Below are 18,486 nucleotides of genomic sequence, written 5' to 3'. Positions count from 1 at the left end.
ATAAGAGAATGATTGTTCTTTTAAAGAAAAAAAGCGCATTTTTTTTAAGACCAGTATTAGCTGGGATCGGCGAGGAAGCCAGTATTGCTTTCCCCGTCCACAGGGATGTAGATCCGTTCCCATTCATTGCCGTCGGTTACCTCCCAGGTATGGCCGGGGCCGTTCACGTCTTCAGCGATGAGGATAATGCCGGGTTCAAGGATAAAGGTATCGCCGTTGGTGACGGTAAATTGGAGCCTACCTTTCAGCGTTATCACAAATTGCCGCCGCGGGGCGGGGTGGGGAATATGTTCCAGCTCACCGGTTCCTGTCTGGCAAAAGAAATAGTTCGCATCGATTTTGTTCCTGGTTGGGATCTTACCGGTTTCAAAGGAACAATCTGTTTCATTGGTATTGAATAGCCTGATAGCCCTGATGTATGTTGATTCGTTGTCCGTTGCTGCCATGTGAATGTTTTATTGTTTCTTCTTTGATGCGGGTTTCCTGGGTGATTCCTGCTGGAAATCTTCTGCCGACTTAGGCTGGGTCATACTTTTCTTTTTCTGATCCAGTGGTTGCGGGGTAGGAGCGCCTTTTCCGAGCGGGATGGCGTCATGAAAGATCTTGTTAACGTGCATCCATTTGCCGGCCTGCCATTTGAAGCCTTCGTAGTCCATATCGGTTACGTAAGTGAATTTCTTCATGGGCTCATTGGTTTCGGATATGAGGTGGTCGAATACGATCATGTCCAGTTCCTTGTTATAGTTGAGCGTGGCGGTGCTTTCTTTTTTATATTCAATGATAAAGCGGTTGCGTGTGGGTTTGGGTGTGCTATCTTCCGCAAAACTAAAAAACGGGCCGCCCAATACAGGTGTACCATTCTGGAAGGTGAGCATTTCCACTATTTTCTTCTGGCTGCGGGGATTGTTGGCATCCCAGCCAAAGAGGGTATAATATTCTTTGTTGAAATAATGGCGGTGCACAATATTGTAATAGAGGCAGCCATACCAGGATTTATTATCGCCGATGGTATCGGTGTTGGTCATATAATCCGAGGCATCAAACAGGGGGAAGAGCTTTAGCTGTCCATCGGGAGTATTCATCTGGATGGCCCCGAAATGCCGGTAGAAGCCATTTTCGCGTTCCAGTGCCCAGGTGAAAATACGGAAGGCGCTATCCTGCGGATATTGAATAGAGATGGTTTTCAGGGAATCGAACGGAAAACGGAAGGAGTATTTTGTTTTCAGTGTTCTTACCAGCAACGGAATGAAGGCTTCTGTAGCCCGTTGCCGGCCTTCGTCGCCTTTTCCGTTGAAGATATCCTGACTGAGCACCTGCAGGGTATCCTGGTTATGCATTAACTGTTTCAGCCCTGCGGCATCCGGCCGCTGCGCCAGGGTGAGCAGCGAGGTAAAGACGAAGAGCAGTGACAGTAGTGTTTTTTTTGCCATATCTATTATACGGTTACGGCTTAGAATTATTGTACCGCCTGTGCAAACTGCAGCAGGTTTTGATATCGCTGATCGATCAGCGGGTGAGGAAAGGGTATTTCCGGACGGGTAGACGGGATAAAGATGGTTTGCATGCCCAGGCTTTTCCCGAACTGCATATCACTAAGGGTGTTGCCTACCATGACGGAGGAGCTGAAATCAATATCCGGGAAGTCCTGTTTTGCCTGAATACCCATGCCGGTGGCGGGTTTACGGCATGGACTGCTGCTGTCTACATCCGGGCAGAAATAGATACCATCGATTTTACCGCCGTGCAGCTCAATCTGTTGCTGCATTTGTGTATGAATTTCCTGTAAGCCTGCTGTAGTGAGCAATCCGCGGCCGATACAGCGTTGGTTGGTGATTACAATGATGCGTTTGAAACGGCTGGCGAGGATGGGCATTGCAGCCAGTACACCTTCACTGAAGTGAAACATATCCGGCCGGAGCACGTATCCATCGTGGATTTCATCGTTGATTACACCGTCTCTGTCGAGGAATAGGGTCATGATACCAATACTTTTTTTGCTGCTTCGTAATCGTCCGGGATACCGATATCAATGAAATAGGTGTCGCTGATGAAGCCATATAATTTTCCTGCCTGTGCGCCGGGCTCCAGTACTTCTTTCTCAAAAGAAAATTTCTCCGGCAGGGCCAGGCTTTGCAGGAAACCGGCAGAAGTGCGGTAGATGCCACCATTGATCAGTCCTTCTTCACAATATTTTTTTTCATGGAACCTGGTGATCTGCTGATGTTCATCCAGCTGGATACTGCCGTAGCGGTCGAACTGTTTCATTGGTTTCAGCGCCAGTGACAGTGGGCTTTGATGCGCCTGGTGAAAATTATTAAACGCTGCGAGGTCCACATCAAAATAGGTATCGCCGTTAATAATGAAGATCTCATTGCCTTTCACGGCAGACAGGGCATTGATGATGCCACCGCCGGTTCCCAGCGGCTCCGTTTCTACGGTAAAGGATACACGCAGCGGGAGTGTTATGCTGTTGCACCAGTTTATGACCTGTTCAGACAAGTAGCCGAGCGACAGTACCGCGTGGTTAATGCCCTGTTTATGCAGGTATTGCAGCAGGTAATATAAAAAAGGGCGTTCACCGAGGGGGGCCATGCATTTAGGCTTATCGGCCACTACGCTTCTGAGGCGGGTGCCGAGTCCCCCGGCGAGTACGATACATTCTCTCGTCATGCGCCAAACAGGTTGTTTTCCACTATTTCGCAAATAATATGTCCCACGGTGATATGTGCTTCCTGGATGCGGGGCGTATCGCCGGAGGGGATGTTGATCAGGTAGTCGCTGCCTTCTTTCATTTTGCCGCCGGTGGCGCCGGTCATGCTTACTACAATCATACCCTGTTCCTTTGCCACCTTTATGGCTTCAAGGATATTAGCGGAGTTACCGGAGGTAGAAATGCCTACCAGTATATCTCCGGGGCGGCCTATGCCTTTCAGGATGCGGGCATATACCTGATCGTAGCCGTAGTCGTTGCCTACCGCAGTGATGTAAGAAGTATTGCAATGCAGTGCCTCTGCATACAGGGGCATGCGATCTTTATAAAACCGGCCGGAGAATTCTGCGGCCAGGTGTTGGGCGTCTGCGGCGCTGCCGCCGTTTCCGCAGAAAAGGATTTTATGATCGGTTTGCAGGCTGTGGGTAATGGCTTCTGCTACCAGTTTGATGGTATTTAACAACGGTTCATCCTGGCAGATGGCCTCTTTTACAGCGATGCTTTCCCGGATCTTATTGGCAATGAATTGTTTCATCAGCAGATATTTTTGATTTGTTGTGCCCTTAAATGCTCCACGTTTGAATACCGTGATTGGTAAAGGTATAGCGTTTTACATCTCCGCCAAAACCGCTTAGTGCGTCTACTACGGCGAAGCGGGTATTTTTCGGACAATAGAAGATCATGAATCCGCCGCCACCGGCGCCGGAAATTTTACCACCGCTGGCGCCGGCTTTGCGGGCAGCTTCGTAAATTTCATCGAGCTGGGGATTGGTGATGCCATGGGCCATCTTCTTTTTATTTTCAAAACCGTAGTTCAGGATTTCACCGATTTTATCGATGGTTCCCCGCAGTAATGCTTCTTTCATCATCACCGCCTGTTCTTTCAGTTGGTGCATGGCTTCAATGGAAGCATCTTTTTTATCGGTTACATTTTTTTGTTGTTCGGAGATGATAGTGGAAGATAAGCGGCTGGTAGATGTATAGAACAATACCAGGTTATTTTCCAGTTCGTGAAGATTTACTTCTTTAATACGCAGCGGGTTTACAATTACTTTGTCGCCCTGGTAAAACTCCATGAAGTTTACGCCGCCAAAGGTAGCCGCGTATTGGTCTTGTTTACCGCCGGCCTGGTTCAGGTCCTCGCGTTCAATAGAATAAGCGAGGTGCGCCATGTCATATTCCCCCAGCGGTAATTTCATCCATTCCGCGAATGCGCCCAGTACGGCCACCACGAGGGTGGAGGAGGTACCGAGGCCGGAGCCGGCCGGTGCATCTACAAAGGTGGTGAGTTTAAAACCAGCAGATGGTAAGGAGCCATAATCTTTTTGCACACGGTTAATAACGCCTTTCAGGATATCCAGTTTTCCGTCTAACGGTAAAGGGTATACGGCATCATAAGTAGCGGTTTCCCTTCTGTCGGCGCAATCAAAAACCACTTGTCCGTTCTGGAGGGGTTCTATGGATGCGCGCGCATATAAGGAGATGGTAGCGTTGAGAATGGCGCCACCGTATAAGTCCGAATACGGACTTACATCTGTGCCACCACCGGCAAGGCCTATACGTAAAGGTGCTTTACTTCTGTAAATCATGCTAGTTGTCAGGTTTAATTTGCTGGCCATGTAGTCAACAATTATGATGCCGCTGTGTCTATCACCGGCATATTCATCAGCGATCTGTTGCCAGCGTATGAATTTCTTTTGCCAGCCGTGCCCACGAATATTGCAGTTTCTCTTTGCGGAGGGCTTCCACCATATCAGCTTCGCGGTTTTCCACGAAATATTTTTCGATGGCAGCTGCAATAGAGGCTGGTTCCGGTTCGGCCTGGAATCCTACTACGCCATCCGGCACCATTTCCACGAGTCCGCCTACATTTGTTACCACCATCGGTTTTTCGAAGTGATAGGCGATCTGTGAAATGCCGCTCTGGGTAGCGCTTTTATAGGGTTGTACCACCAGGTCGGCGGCGCAGAAATAGTTTTTAACGGCTTCGTTCGGAATGAAATCGGTGTGCATCAGCACGCGGTCGCCCAATTGCAATTTATTCAGCAGTTCCAGGTAGGGGGCTGCATCTTCATAATATTCGCCGGCAACGATGGCGTGAACATCCAGTTTTTTCAGTCTTTCATCCGCCATTGCCTGCAACAGCAGATCGAGTCCTTTATACTGGCGGATGAAGCCAAAGAAGAGGATATATTTTTTGCCCGGGTTCAGTTTCAGCTGGGCGCGCGCATCTTCTTTCGATATCAGGGCGCCGTAGTTGTCGTAGATAGGATGCGGAATGAGCGAGGCTTTTTTCACGGGCTCAAATACCCGCAGGTCGTTGAGTACCGATTGGCTCATGGCTACAAAGGCATCTACCGGTTTCAGGAAATATTTTGTAAAAGCTACATCACCGGGCCTTTTTTCGTGCGGTACTACGTTATCCAGTACGGCAATAACTTTGGTGTGTTTTCTTTTGCCTAACCGCAGGAGGGAGCCTAATGCCGGGCCCATGATGGGTAGCCAGTATTTGGTGATGATGATGTCCGGGTTCATTTTCCGGATCTTGCGGCCTGTTATTAACCAGTTCAGCGGATTAACGGAGTTGATCAATCTTTTGATGCGCAGATGCGCCGGAGCGGGGTCGGTAGAGAACTGGCTTTTTCCGGGGAAAAAGAATTTGGGGTATTGTATGGTAAAGGTCCATATTTCCACCTCATCCGTTTGCTGGAGTTCTTCTGCGAGTCGCTCGTTATAAGCAGCCAGCCCACCCCGGAAGGGGTAGGCTGTACCTAAAATAAGTATTTTCTTTTTGTCAGCCATAGATTCAGATAACGATAATGAATGAGCGGATCAGCGTCTGCGGTTGTGTTGGTGTGCTAACTGCAACTCTTCATCCGTAACATTACTGGTATGGTCCATCCGCTCTTCCACGAGGTATGAATTACGTTCCGTGGCGTTGCGTGTTACCAGTTCCCCGATAAAACCGGTGAGGAATAGCTGGGAACCGATGATCATACAAAGCAGCCCGAAATAGAACAGGGGCCTGTCTGTCATGTTTACTTTATCAAAGAATATCTTTGCCAGTGCGAGATAGGCAGCTATCACAAACCCTACGAAGAAGGAGAGGGAGCCCAGTGCGCCGAAGAGGTGCATGGGGCGTTTGCCGAATTTGCCGATAAACATGATGGTGGCCAGATCCAGGAAGCCGTTGATAAAACGTTCCAGTCCGAATTTGGTAACGCCATATTTGCGGGCGCGGTGTTCCACTACTTTTTCCCCTATTTTGCGGAAGCCGTTCCATTTGGCGATAACCGGAATATAGCGGTGCATTTCCCCGTATACTTCTATGGACTTCACTACTTTTTTGCGATAGGCTTTCAGACCGCAGTTCATGTCGTGCAGTTTCACGCCGCTCATGCGGGTAGTGGTGTAGTTATATAATTTTGAAGGAAGGTTTTTGGTAAAAGCATTATCGTAACGTTTCTTTTTCCAGCCGCTCACGAGGTCGAAGCCTTCTTCCACGATCATGCGGTAGAGTTCTGGTATTTCATCGGGACTATCCTGGAGATCGGCATCCATGGTAATCACCACATCGCCCTGTGCCGCGCTGAAGCCTTCATTGAGGGCTGCGGATTTGCCGTAGTTGCGCTGGAACTTGATCCCTTTTATGAGGGGGTTCTGCGCAGCCAGTTGTTGTATAACGGCCCAGGAGTCGTCTGTGCTGCCATCGTCTACCATCCATACCTCGTAGGTGAAATGGTGTGTGTCCATCACTCTTTCAATCCATGCCGCGAGTTCCGGCAAGGATTCTTCTTCGTTTTTTAAAGGAACGATTACGGATATGTTCATCTTAATAGAATAGTATTATTAAAGTGGTCTTTCAGCCGGTTTCCTGCGTAAGATCAGCGAAATAATCGCTGACACTGCAAAATAGAATATAATTCCTTTCAGGAAGTCCAGGAATGATTTTTTAATACCAACATTGAAGTCGGTTTTACTTAATTCATCGAGTTGCTTATCAATTTCATCCTGCGGCGCTTTGAATTTGTGCATCCACTTTTCTGTAGACTCCAGCAGGTTTTCTTTCAGTGCATCTACCAGTGTTGGATCAATATACTTATACAGGATATACTGGTACACGGTAATGATGGCAGTTCCGATAATAAACGCCGTGAACACAGGTTTCAGTACTTCTTTAAAACTAATATACCCTCCCTGTTGTTTCCTGGCTTCCAGGCCGGCGAATATTGCAATAACGATAAATACAGCCAGTTGCAACATGCTGTTCCACCATGCAAACAATACAGATGGGCCGGCGATGTAAGTAATCACGTTCAGGAATACCAGAGATACGCCTCCCACTACGCCCCATAACAGGCCTGGGTTAGAACTTTTCTGCATATAGGTTAATTATTTATATGAAATACGGGTCCATTCACTGTGGCATGTACTTTCCCCTTCAGTTGTTCGCCAATATACGCTGAATTTTTGGACCGGGAAGCGATATGGGCTTTGGTAAACTGCCAGCTGGCTTCCGGATCAAAGATCGTGAGGTTGGCGGCGGCGCCTTCCTGCAGGGCCGGCTGTGGCAAACCGAATATTTTCCGCGGGTGGATGGTGAGCATGTTAATCAGCTGTTCCAGCGGCAGCTGAGGCAGGTATTGCCTTATTACGCCGAAGGCGCTTTCCAGGCCGATCATGCCATTTTTGGCATATTCAAACTCTACCTGTTTGGCATCCCAGTCCTGCGGCGTGTGATGAGTAGCAATGCAATCTATGGTGCCATGTAAAACGGCTTCCTGCAGGGCTTTCACATCGTCAGCGCTGCGCAGCGGCGGATTTACCTTCAGATGGGTATCGTAGTTGATGAGTTGAGCATCGGTTAAAGACAGGTGGTAAGGTGTTACCGAGCAGGTAACTTTGATTCCTGCTGCTTTGGCGGCGGCGATCAGCTCCACTGATTTACGGGTGCTGATACCGGTAAAGTGGATGCGGGAGTCGGCATATTTCGCCAGCTCCAGGTCGCGTTGAATGATGAGTTCTTCTGCCAGTGCGGGCTTTCCGGGCATTCCCAGCTGGGTGGAGTAAATGCCTTCGTGCATGAGTCCATGCGAAGAAATGCTCTGGTCATCCGGCAGCTGTATAAGGGTGCCGTCGAATGCTTTGATGTATTGCAGCGCTTTGAGCATGAGGCCGGGCGACTGCAATGGCTTGAGGCCATCGGAGAAGGCTACAGCGCCTGCCTGCTGCATTTCGTACATTTCCGCGAGGCCGGTACCCTCAAGGTTTTTCGTAGCAGCGCCAATTGGCAACACCGTGGCGGCCGAATGACGGGTTCTGCTCAGTACGTATTCGATTTGCGGTTTGGTATGCAGGGCGGGCTGGGTGTTGGGTACCACCATTACGGTTGTGTACCCGCCGGTGGCGGCAGCTTTGATACCGCTTTGCAGATCCTCTTTGTGTTCCTGTCCGGGGTCGCAGAAATGTGCGAAAACATCCATCCAGCCAGCGGAAACATGCAGGTTATCACCTGAAATGACCGTTGCCCGGGCATCTTCGAGGTTGTTACCAACCTGCTGAATGATGCCATTCTGAATAGAAATGTCTTTTTGCTGCCCGTGTAAGGGTGAGGAAGGCGCTATGATCTTTACGTTCTTGAGTAGTATGTGCATGCTTTACGTTCTATAACCGGTCCGAAAATACAGGGGCAAATGTAACATAAAACTGTTAATTGTTGAAGGGGAGCGGCCCCCTACTTTTCGGACGGCTGTTCAGGTTGGTATGATAATTGAAAATGCAGGGGTAGCAGATCAAAATAACTACTGATGATTGACTATCTTTCTAACCTCGTAGCACGGATATGCGACCGCTCAGAACAATTGCATAATGGCCAGACGACCAGCTGGCAGGCCCTCCGCGAAGCAGAACAACTCGCTAATCACGCTTATATACCCCTACTTTATCAATACATTGAGCAGGAGCCCGACAAAGATAAGCGCCGCGCCGCCTGTTTTATTATCACCCAGCTTTCCAGGAATACCAACGACCCCGAAGTGATCCGTTTTCTTTTGGACCGGCTTAAAATGGAACAGGATGCCGATATGATCACTGCGATGCAGCAGGACCTGGAACGGGGACTCGCCATACCAGGCTATATTAACCTGGAACCGTTGTTTAATAACACGCTTTCACTCAATAATAATATCCGCCGCTCTGCGCTGCTGGCGCTCAGAGGTACCCGCCACCCTTCGGTGGAAGACTGGGCCCTGAACCTGCTGAAGCGCACCGTAAACGAATACGATATCTATTATATCACCCTGCTGCTGCATAAAGTAGGTACGCAGAAAAGTGTGCCTGCACTGCGCAGGCTCCTGGAATATCACCGCCAGGATGTAAAAAGCCTGGCTTTCGCCGCTATCGCTGACATTGAAAAAGAGAAGGAAGCCATGTTTTATACACGCTGCCTTATGCGTGGACAACTCAAATTTGAAGCGATGGAAGCCATTTATAAGTACGCTGATGAGAATGCGATCCAGGCGGTGACCGCCCGCATTACCGAGTTGTTATCAAAAAGACGCAGCAGCGCCCGGATGACGATAGAAACGGTGAAGAACGGCTTTACAGACCTGATGCTGGGCATGGAATTCCTGTTCCGTTTCAGAACTGCAAAGACAGATGTGAAGAAAACATTTTCCTGGATTACAGAGAAACGGGCCGACTACCTGTTGCCCGAAGAAAGGGAATGGGTTAAAAAACATCTTGTGAGCGCGTAACGGGTAAAACCTTAATTTAGCTCCCCAAAAAGAAGGATGAAGAAAGCTTTCCTATTGCTTTTGACAGGATGGATGACGGGTGGGCTGCAATATACCTATGGCCAGCAACGTCAGTATACCATGGCGGAAGCCACTAACGGGCTTCGGCAGCAACTGGCACCGGAGCGCTTAAAACAGTTTGAATGGGTGCCTGGTGAAAACGCCTACACCAGGATACTATCGGAAAAAGATAATTACGCCTGGATCAAGGTAGCACTACCCGCCGGCAAAACAGATACCCTGCTGACACTTTCACGGCTCAATGAACAGTTATTTTCTTCCAAACCTTTACGCGGTGTGCCACCGCTGCACTGGATGTCTTCTACCAGTGCCTGGTTTTCTATCGGTAACACGCTGTATAAAGGTCAACTGCAAAATGGCATCATGCAATTCAGCCAGTGGTGCGAATTACCCAAAGAAGCAGAGAATGTGACGGTGAACAACCAAAGCGGCCAGGTTGCCTGGACCGAAAACAATAACCTGTTTATCCGTACCGACGATGGCCATGTACAGGCAGTTACCAACGACGCCGATATCAATATTGTGAATGGAAAAAGCGTTCACCGTGAGGAATTTGGCATCGACAAAGGTATTTTCTTCTCTCCCAAAGGTGATCAGCTGGCATTTTACCGCATGGATCAGCGCATGGTAAATGATTACCCGGTTATCGACTGGTCGGTAACGCCCGCGCATAATACCAATATCAAATACCCGATGGCGGGTGGTAAATCACATGAAGTAACGCTGGGTATTTATCAGCCATCTACCCAAAAAACTATTTTCCTGAAAACCGGCGGGCCTGCAGATCATTATCTCACATGTGTTACCTGGGCGCCTGACCAGCAATCTGTTTATGTAGTGCTGCTGAACCGCGAACAGAATCATTTATGGCTGAACCAATACAGTGCGGCTACCGGGGAACTGGTAAAAACACTGTTTGAAGAAACAGATGCTAAATACGTACATCCTACCCATCCGTTAACTTTTGTTCCCGGCACAACCGATCAGTTTATCTGGTGGAGCGAAAAAAGTGGCTATAACCATTTATATCTCTATAATACCAAAGGAGAACAACTGCGGGAAATTACCACCGGTGATTGGGTGGTGAATGAACTAACGGGTTTTATTCCGAAGAAAAATGAAATCATCTTCACGGCTTCCAAAGAAAGCCCGATGGAGAAACATTTGTATAAGATTAATTACAAGCAGCAAACAGCAACGCTTTCCGCACTCGATAAAGCTGCGGGCTGGCACGATGCACAGGCCAGCGCCGATGGCAGCTATGTGCTGGATGCTTACAGTTCCGGTACCACTCCGTATGTAGCGGGGGTAACTGCCACCGCCGGTAAATTTGAACAAAATATTATCACCGCCACCGATCCGCTGAAAGACTTTCAGCGTCCGCAAATCAGGCAGGTGACACTGAAAGCGGATGACGGCACGCCTTTATACGGTAAACTGATCCTGCCGGTGAACTTTGATTCTACCAAAACCTACCCGGTAATTGTATACCTCTATAATGGGCCTAATGTGCAGTTGATCCGTAACACTTATCCCTACAGCGGTAACCTTTGGTATGAATACATGGCGCAACATGGCTACGTAATTTTTACGATGGATGGCCGCGGCAGTGATAACCGTGGAAAGGCTTTTGAACAGGCCACTTTCCGGCAGCTTGGTACTGTGGAAATGAATGATCAGTTACAGGGCGTGGCTTACCTGAAGTCGCTGCCGTATATTAATCAGCAGAAGATGGGTGTACATGGCTGGAGCTTTGGTGGTTTTATGACCACATCGCTGATGCTGCGTCATCCGGGCGTGTTCCAGGCAGGAGTAGCCGGCGGGCCGGTGATCGACTGGAGCATGTATGAAATTATGTATACCGAGCGCTATATGGATACGCCGCAGGAAAACCCGGAAGGTTATGCCAATTCCAACCTGCTTACCAAAACAAAAAACCTGCAGGGTAAACTGATGCTGATCCACGGCACCAACGATGATGTGGTAGTTTGGCAGCATTCGCTGGATTTCCTGAAAGCCTGTGTAGATAATGAAGTACAGGTAGATTATTTCGTATATCCGGGGCATTTACATAATGTATTGGGAAAAGACAGGGTTCACCTGATGCAGAAGATCACCGACTATTTTGACGTCCATCTGAAATAGTTTTTTAGATTTCTTTTTAAAGCGAAGATCATAGCGAAAAATTAATATTCGCTGTTATCTTCGCTTTATTATTTTATGCTAATTGCGATCAGCTAATCTTAAACAGTCAACGATGAAGTATTTATTCCTCGCTATGAGCCTCTTAACAGTTACCACTTTAGCGGCACAGCAGAAGAAACACAAAGTGTTATTTATTATTGCGGATGGTATTCCGGCAGATGTGATTGAGTCGCAGCCCACTCCAAACCTGAAGCGCATAGCAAAGGAAGGCGGGTATTGTCGTGCTTACGTGGGAGGAGAGAAGAATGGTTATTCGCAGACGCCTACTATTTCAGCGGTGGGTTACAACAGTTTGCTTACCAGCACCTGGGTGAATAAACATAATGTATGGGACAATGATATTGCCGCGCAGAATTATGCTTATCCCAGCATTTTCCGGTTTTTTAAATCGGCTTATCCTGAAAAGAAGACGGCTATTTTTTCCACCTGGCTGGATAACCGTACCAAACTGGTGGGAGATGGATTAGCGCAAACAGGCAACCTGCATATTGACCACGCGGTGGATGGACTGGAGCTTGATACCGTGCGGTTTCCGCATGATAAAGACAGCTGGTATATTCATCTTATTGATGAAACGGTGGTGAATAAGGCGGCAGATTTTGTAAGAAGCGATGCGCCTGATATGACCTGGGTATACCTGGAATACAGCGATGACATGGGGCATCGTTATGGTACCGGTGAGCGGCTGGATACTGCCGTGCGGATGACGGATGACATGGTGGGTAAGATCTGGGATGCGATGGAATACAGGCGTGCAAATTTCAACGAAGACTGGCAGATCTATATTACCACGGATCACGGTCGTGATGCGCATGGCGGACATGGCCACGGCGGGCAATCGGATCGTGAGCGGACTACCTGGATTGTTACCAATGCAAAAGGATTGAATCCTTACTTTAAAACGGCGCAACCGGGTATTGTAGATATCCTGCCTTCCATTGCGCGGTTTATGAATATCTCTATTCCTAAGGAGAATGCGCGTGAACTGGATGGCGTGCCGCTGACAGGCGCTATTTCACTGGCGCAGCCTACTGCCAGCTTAGTGAAGGATCAGTTGCAACTGGGATGGAAAGCTTATGATAAAAAGGGAAGCGTAAAAATATGGGTTACGACAACTAATCATTATAAAACCGGCGGGCACGATGAATATAAGCTGCTGGGAGAGGTGCCTGTATCAAAAGAAGGCGCCAGCATCAGCGTAAAATCGCTTCCATCCTCATTTTACAAGATTGTATTGGAAGGGCCGTTAAACACGGTGAACAGGTGGGTGGTGCAACAATAGCTAAAACAAGCGAAAACAGGCTTTACGCAAACGCTTGCGCGGATAACGCAAGCGTTTGCGTACATGGAATGCCAAAAAAATCATGTAGAATCGTTGTAGCAATTAATCAGAAAGTGAACTAAGCTGGAAAAGCAGCAATTATAGACAGCGAACAATGAAGTCGAATAACCTGCCACGGTCAACTACTGTGGCAAGGTTATCGATAAGATAATGCCTCAGCGGTGATGTATCACCAGTTGCGACTCCATGACAGTGCGTTGAAAATCATTCAAGGCATGTTCTCCGTTCAGGAGTGATAATAACATATTAGTAGCCGCCTGGCCCTGTTCATAAGGGAACTGCTCCACAGATGCAGCAGGGGGAAAGGCTGTATACCCGCTTACCGGTGTATTGGCGTAAGATACAAAAGTTATATCCTTATTTATTTCCAATTTTTGTTTCAGGGCATACTGTACGGCATCCATGGCTACATAGTCATTGAAAGTAACGACGGCCGTTACTTTTCTTTTGAGCGACAGGAGGTACTGCATGGCTTGTTCTGTGCCTGCGGCGGTGAGGTCGGCGTTGACGATCATTTTGGGATCGTATTTAAGGCGGTGTTTCTGCAGTGCCCTGATGTAGCCGGTAGCACGTTCCTTGCTGGCCACCATTGTTTCGGGGCCGTTGATCATACCAATTACGCGGTGGCCCTGTTTCAGCAGGAAATCCACTGCCTGTACGGTGCCGGATTCCAGGTTGCAGGAAACCGCGTGCATATCAGGAAGGTTGGGAATGCGGTCGAAGAAAACCACCGGAATCCTTGCCTGTTGCAGCATTTCAAAGTGTTCGTAATTGCTGGTATTTTTTCCGATAGAAACAATGCAGCCGTCCACCCGGTGCTGTTTCATGCTCTGGATGATCTGTTTTTCACGGGCTTCATCATCGTGTGATTGTCCCAGCAGTACCGTGTAGTTATTGCTGTATGCCGTGTCTTCGATACCGCTGATAGCGCTGGCAAAGAATGCCTCCGACAGCTCGGGTAAAAGGATACCGATTGTAAATGTTTTACCCTGCTGGAAATAGATAGCTGTCTGGTTGCGTTCATAATTCAGTTCGGCCGCCAGTTCTTTTACCCTGGTTTTAGTTCTTAAACCTATACTGTGATGATCATGTAACGCCCTTGATACCGTGGATACAGAGATGTTCAGCCTTTTTGCAATTTCCTTTATTGTTGGTTGACCCGAAGAAACCACCTTTCTCATACATTTCAGCAATTAATAGAAAATAGATACAGCGTATACTCTGCCGGACAAGTTACTTAGATATTGGAAAACATTAGCTTTTTTTTATGAATAAAGCTTGTTTAGGATGACGGCTTTATTTTTTTTATGCGTGTCAACATCTAATACCACGCTGGATTCTAACCGGGTTCTAACGGACTGAAGGGGGCTTCGGCCTGCTATTTGCTATACAGGGGTTGCTTTCCATTGTATACCCCACTATTTATATATACTTATTCTTTAGATTATTAAAAAGTGTAATTTTATGAAAATAGCACAACTAGCCTTGCCGGTAGCTTTAGTAACCATTTTTGCATCCTGTTCTGCCCCTCGTAAATTAAGGGAATCACAGGCCAGGAATGCGCAACTTGATAGTCTTTACCGCGCTACCTACGGTAAGCTGAGAACCTGCGAAGAAGATGCCGCCCGTGCCGCTGCATCGTACAAAGAAAAAGTGACAAATTTAACGGAGCAACAGCAGCAACTGAAAACCAACAATACCCAGATGCTGGATCACCTGAAGGAGTTGTCCGTAATTTCCGGCGCCCAGGCAGAAAGCATCAAGAAATCCCTGGATAATATTGGCGCCAAGGATGCTTATATTAAAGATCTCCAATCAGCTATTGCCCGTAAAGACTCGCTGAACATGCAGCTGGTGATGAACCTGAAAGGCGCCATTGGAAATATGGATGATAAAGACATCAATATTAAAGTGGACAAAGGGGTGGTATATATAGATATCTCCGATAAGCTGCTGTTTAAAAGCGGTAGTTACGAAATCAATGAAAGAGCCAAGGAAGTACTGGGTAAAGTGGCCAAAGTGCTGATTGCCCAGCCGGATATTGAATTCATGGTAGAAGGTCATACTGATAACGTGCCTTACCGTCCGAATATATTGCTGGACAACTGGGATCTGAGTGTGAAGAGAGCTACTTCCGTAGTACGTATTCTGCAGAACCAGTATAACATTCCGCCAGCACGCATGACCGCTGCGGGCAGAAGCGAATACCTGCCTATCGCTTCCAACGACACCGCTGAAGGCAAAGCAGCCAACCGCAGAACGAGGATCGTAATACTGCCACAGTTGGATCAGTTCTTCAAATTACTGGAAAAACCAGCGAATTAAGCGAAGGTTGTCTTTCTCAGGATTACGCTGATTTTACTGATTAGCTGGATTTTTACTTTTGGATTTTATAAAGGATTAAGGGAGATAGAAGCGGATATTCGCTTTTATCTCCCTTAATTATTATATTAATCTAAAAATCTAAAAAAATCCAAAAGTTAAAATCCAACTAATCAGTAAAATCAGCGTAATCCTGCTCCAAGACAATTTCCATCGCCGAAGGCGATGCTTACACCGCAGGCTTCGCCGCTGGTTTTTTGCCGAAGAACCAGGAGAGGCTTAGCATGAAGTATTGGGTGAGAACGGTGTTCCGCTGCTGTTCTATGTAGGTGGGGGATTGCATGGTGAGCAGCGATTGATTTTGTTTTGTGAGATCATAGGCGTAGAGTTTTGCCTGGAAGCTTTTGTCTTTTCCAAAGGCTTTGGCGATCCAGCTGTTGAGGACTACAAATTGCTGATGCTGACTGGTATTATTGAAATACAGGGCTGCGCTGCCGATGCTGAGGTTGGCAGGGAGAAAAACGTTGGCGGTGAGTGATACATTGTACATGAGGTAGTCGGAATGTTTGTTGTTCTGGATGGAGTAAACGCTGCTGATATACAGCATGCTTACAAATCCTTCCAGTTCCAGCGTTTTTTTGTACATCCAGGAGCCGTTCAGCATTTGTGTGATACTCAGATCAGTAGTGCGGCTTTTGACCTGGTTGATAAACGAATTATTCCGGCTGAAATAATAGGACAATGAATAGTTAAGTGTTAAGGCGGGTTTACTGAATCTTTTACCTATTGAAAAGTCCTGGTTAAAACTAAAATTTCCATCCACATTTACTGGTTTATTGATTTGCCGGCCGGCAGAGTCGGAGTAGATGGATTGTGTCATGGCATTATTTGGCAAATCAGCGCCAAGGTTGGTACTGAACGTAAGGCCTTTCACGCTGAAGGAACGGTAGCCGATGGCGGCAGAGTTATAAATAGACGGTTTCAGATCCGGGTTGCCGAGTTGCACATACAGCGGGTTCCGGGTAGATACTACCGGCAGATACACGTTGGGAGGAGGGATGCGGGTTTCCCTGTTTACCCTCAGGTCCAGGCTTTTGTAGTTATCTATTTTATAGAAAAGGGACAGGTTGGGAGACAGGTAATGAATCCTTTGCAGGAACTCATTGCCGGCGGTGAAGTTGTTGCTTTTTGAATCTGTGAAGTTATAGGCAATATTTAACTGGCCCTGTATTTTTGTTTTATTAAGAAAGAGTCCTGCACCAACCGACTGCTCATTGATCTTGTTTTTGAACCGGTAGGTCAGGTCCTGGTTAACAAGATCATATCCTTTCTTTTCATTATCGAAATCGAAAGCGTCCTGGTTATTTTTTGTGAGGTTGTTGGTTATTTTATAGGATACGTTCAGGTACATGGAAGTGAGCAGTGGATATTGGTAGTTAAACCTGGCCATCAGCCGCCTGACATTTATTTTTGCATTTACCTGCTGGTTGATGGTGTCTGCCAGGTTTGTGGCGGCGAAAGTATTCAGGGTGGTATTCTGCTGTTCATCTTTTGTATTGTTCTGATCAATATTGAAGGATATGCTTACACTGCCGGCTTTGGGACTGAACTGATGGTTATATTGGGTGGTGAGGTTGATAACATTATTCCTTCTTGTTTCCAGGTTATTGGTGTTGCCAAAGTTGATCGTGTCATTGCTTTTCCCGCCTGTTGAAACGTATTGATTGAAGGAGCGGAAAGTGTTATGTTGTGTGTTGGCCGACATATCTATGGAGACAAGATTTTTTTCATCGACCTGGATGCTCAGGTTGGTAAAGAGGATATTCATGTTGGCAGTGCTTCCCGAGGTATTGTTGTTGTTGTAGCGGAAGTTACTGTCCGGAAGTACGTTGTCGCGCTGTTGCTGCTGGCTGTTATTGACGTTTTGGCTTTGATGGAGGAAGTTGGCGTTGAGTTTTATTTTTTTGGAGATATCGGTACCAAGATTCGCGCTGACATTATTTTTCCTGGAGAGGCCGCCCATCATACTTTCTCCCCTGCTCAGGTTTTCATCGGTGGAAGCAGGGCCGCGGGAGGAATTGACATTATTGATATATCCCATCACCACCGCCTGCCTGGTATCCCTGAACATATTAACGTTGGCGGCGGCGTTATACCGTTTGTCAGTTCCATAGCCTGCGCCGGCAGTGCCATTGAATCCTTTCTTATATTCTTTTTTAACGGTGATATTGATGACCTTTTCATTTTTACCACCTTCCACCATACCATCTATTCTTTTTCTGTCGATGACCTGTATTTTATCGACAATATCCGCCAGCAGGTTCTGCGTTATTTTTTTGGTGTCGCCTGTTGCACTATTGCCATCCTGGAAAAGCGGTCTGCCATTTACCAGGATGGTTTTGATAGCGGTGCCCTGGAAAGACAGGTTCCCATCGGCATCAATGGTGATGCCGGGGAGTTTATTGAGCAGGCTTCTTACAGAAGCATTTTCGGTTGTCTGGAAATCGCCCGCAGAAAATTCAACAGTATCTTTTCGTATGGTGAATGCCGATTTATTTACTTTTACGTTAACGCTGTTTAGTTTGATCGGGTTACGCTGAAGACCGGAAAAGCGAAGGTCTACCTGGAATACCTTGGCTGACTTTTCTGATATCATGATGAGCGAGGTAGCGGCATCGTATCCCATGAAACTGATCGTGATCACATAATTTCCCTGTGGTATTTTTTTGAGGATAAAGTCGCCGGATTCATTCGTGATGCCCTGTGCTTTAAGAATGGATCTTTCTGCGGTGAAGAGCAGTACATTTGCTCCTGTCAGTGGTTTACGGGTATCTTTATCATACGCATGGCCTTTTATTTCTCTTTGTGCGGAAAGCGTGAAATGCATTCCTATCAGCAGTACGGTTAACGATAATGCGTAGTATTTTGCCATGCGAGGATTTTGGTTATTTCAATACAATGATAGTATGGAAGCATCCTCATCCCGTTAATCAATACCAAATGTTGTCAGAATGGTTAAAGAATTATTAATAAGATAACGAGATTAACAATTGATTCACAAATGCCGGGGCCATGATTATTGGAGTATTTTT

The 18,486-nt window shown here is 47.1% G+C and carries 16 protein-coding genes; 4 read left to right on the top strand and 12 right to left on the bottom strand.

From position 1 onward, the window contains the following. Positions 1–56: 56 nt before the first annotated feature. The 10 genes from ACLHR0_RS26355 to ACLHR0_RS26310 all read right to left on the bottom strand — a co-directional run bounded on the left by ACLHR0_RS26355 (position 57) and on the right by ACLHR0_RS26310 (position 8,364). Entirely contained in the window at positions 57–446 is a 390-nt protein-coding gene (locus ACLHR0_RS26355) for a hypothetical protein (RefSeq protein ID WP_436490700.1), read from the bottom strand. A gap of 9 nt (positions 447–455) precedes the next feature. Beyond that, positions 456–1,430 (bottom strand): hypothetical protein, encoded by a 975-nt coding sequence (locus tag ACLHR0_RS26350; RefSeq protein ID WP_436490698.1) that lies wholly within the window; start codon positions 1,428–1,430, stop codon positions 456–458. Positions 1,431–1,456: 26 nt separating this feature from the next. After that, the gene (locus tag ACLHR0_RS26345) at positions 1,457–1,978 is read right to left on the bottom strand and encodes a D-glycero-alpha-D-manno-heptose-1,7-bisphosphate 7-phosphatase (protein WP_436490696.1); all 522 of its coding nucleotides are present in this window, start codon (positions 1,976–1,978) and stop codon (positions 1,457–1,459) included. Then, positions 1,975–2,670: a nucleotidyltransferase family protein gene (locus ACLHR0_RS26340; RefSeq protein ID WP_436490694.1), complete on the bottom strand. Its 696-nt coding sequence runs from the start codon at positions 2,668–2,670 to the stop codon at positions 1,975–1,977. Before ACLHR0_RS26340 ends, ACLHR0_RS26345 begins: the two co-directional genes overlap by 4 nt. After that, positions 2,667–3,245, bottom strand: coding sequence for a D-sedoheptulose-7-phosphate isomerase (locus ACLHR0_RS26335; RefSeq protein ID WP_429046728.1), 579 nt, complete (start codon positions 3,243–3,245; stop codon positions 2,667–2,669). Before ACLHR0_RS26335 ends, ACLHR0_RS26340 begins: the two co-directional genes overlap by 4 nt. 28 nt (positions 3,246–3,273) lie before the next feature. Next, positions 3,274–4,299: a GHMP family kinase ATP-binding protein gene (locus tag ACLHR0_RS26330; RefSeq protein ID WP_370911403.1), complete on the bottom strand. Its 1,026-nt coding sequence runs from the start codon at positions 4,297–4,299 to the stop codon at positions 3,274–3,276. A gap of 76 nt (positions 4,300–4,375) precedes the next feature. Next, positions 4,376–5,512: a glycosyltransferase gene (locus tag ACLHR0_RS26325; protein WP_436490692.1), complete on the bottom strand. Its 1,137-nt coding sequence runs from the start codon at positions 5,510–5,512 to the stop codon at positions 4,376–4,378. Between the two features lie 30 nt (positions 5,513–5,542). Next, positions 5,543–6,541 carry a glycosyltransferase family 2 protein gene (locus ACLHR0_RS26320; RefSeq protein ID WP_429046734.1) on the bottom strand — a complete coding sequence of 333 codons (999 nt, stop codon included), beginning with the start codon at positions 6,539–6,541 and terminating at the stop codon, positions 5,543–5,545. Between the two features lie 18 nt (positions 6,542–6,559). Continuing rightward, on the bottom strand, positions 6,560–7,093 hold the full coding sequence (locus tag ACLHR0_RS26315; protein WP_429065383.1) for a DUF4199 domain-containing protein: 534 nt from the start codon (positions 7,091–7,093) through the stop codon (positions 6,560–6,562). A 5-nt stretch (positions 7,094–7,098) separates the two neighbouring features. Next, a complete protein-coding gene (locus ACLHR0_RS26310; protein WP_436490691.1) occupies positions 7,099–8,364 on the bottom strand; it encodes a dihydroorotase in 1,266 nt (421 codons plus the stop codon). A gap of 153 nt (positions 8,365–8,517) precedes the next feature. Here ACLHR0_RS26310 and ACLHR0_RS26305 point away from each other — a divergent pair, with 153 nt between their 5' ends. From ACLHR0_RS26305 to ACLHR0_RS26295, 3 genes are all read left to right on the top strand, one after another. After that, the gene (locus tag ACLHR0_RS26305) at positions 8,518–9,465 is read left to right on the top strand and encodes a hypothetical protein (RefSeq protein ID WP_429046738.1); all 948 of its coding nucleotides are present in this window, start codon (positions 8,518–8,520) and stop codon (positions 9,463–9,465) included. A 36-nt stretch (positions 9,466–9,501) separates the two neighbouring features. Continuing rightward, a complete protein-coding gene (locus tag ACLHR0_RS26300) occupies positions 9,502–11,670 on the top strand; it encodes a DPP IV N-terminal domain-containing protein (RefSeq protein WP_436490689.1) in 2,169 nt (722 codons plus the stop codon). A gap of 112 nt (positions 11,671–11,782) precedes the next feature. Continuing rightward, positions 11,783–13,012 (top strand): alkaline phosphatase family protein, encoded by a 1,230-nt coding sequence (locus tag ACLHR0_RS26295; protein ID WP_436490687.1) that lies wholly within the window; start codon positions 11,783–11,785, stop codon positions 13,010–13,012. A 215-nt stretch (positions 13,013–13,227) separates the two neighbouring features. Here ACLHR0_RS26295 and ACLHR0_RS26290 read toward each other — a convergent pair whose 3' ends face one another. Next, complete coding sequence (locus tag ACLHR0_RS26290) at positions 13,228–14,253, bottom strand: LacI family DNA-binding transcriptional regulator (RefSeq protein WP_429046741.1); 1,026 nt, start codon at positions 14,251–14,253, stop codon at positions 13,228–13,230. A 283-nt stretch (positions 14,254–14,536) separates the two neighbouring features. Between ACLHR0_RS26290 and ACLHR0_RS26285 the strand changes: the two genes are divergently transcribed. Beyond that, on the top strand, positions 14,537–15,397 hold the full coding sequence (locus ACLHR0_RS26285; RefSeq protein ID WP_436490685.1) for an OmpA/MotB family protein: 861 nt from the start codon (positions 14,537–14,539) through the stop codon (positions 15,395–15,397). 226 nt (positions 15,398–15,623) lie between these two features. On the opposite strand, the gene ACLHR0_RS26280 is transcribed toward ACLHR0_RS26285, so the two are convergent. Further along, the gene (locus tag ACLHR0_RS26280; protein ID WP_436490683.1) at positions 15,624–18,326 is read right to left on the bottom strand and encodes an outer membrane beta-barrel protein; all 2,703 of its coding nucleotides are present in this window, start codon (positions 18,324–18,326) and stop codon (positions 15,624–15,626) included. Positions 18,327–18,486: the final 160 nt, after the last annotated feature.

This window comes from Chitinophaga sp. ARDCPP14 (genome assembly GCF_051362515.1).
In the GTDB taxonomy this organism is placed as follows: domain Bacteria; phylum Bacteroidota; class Bacteroidia; order Chitinophagales; family Chitinophagaceae; genus Chitinophaga.
Note: the sequence above shows the minus strand (reverse complement) of the source record. Positions and strands in the feature narration are given on the sequence as shown.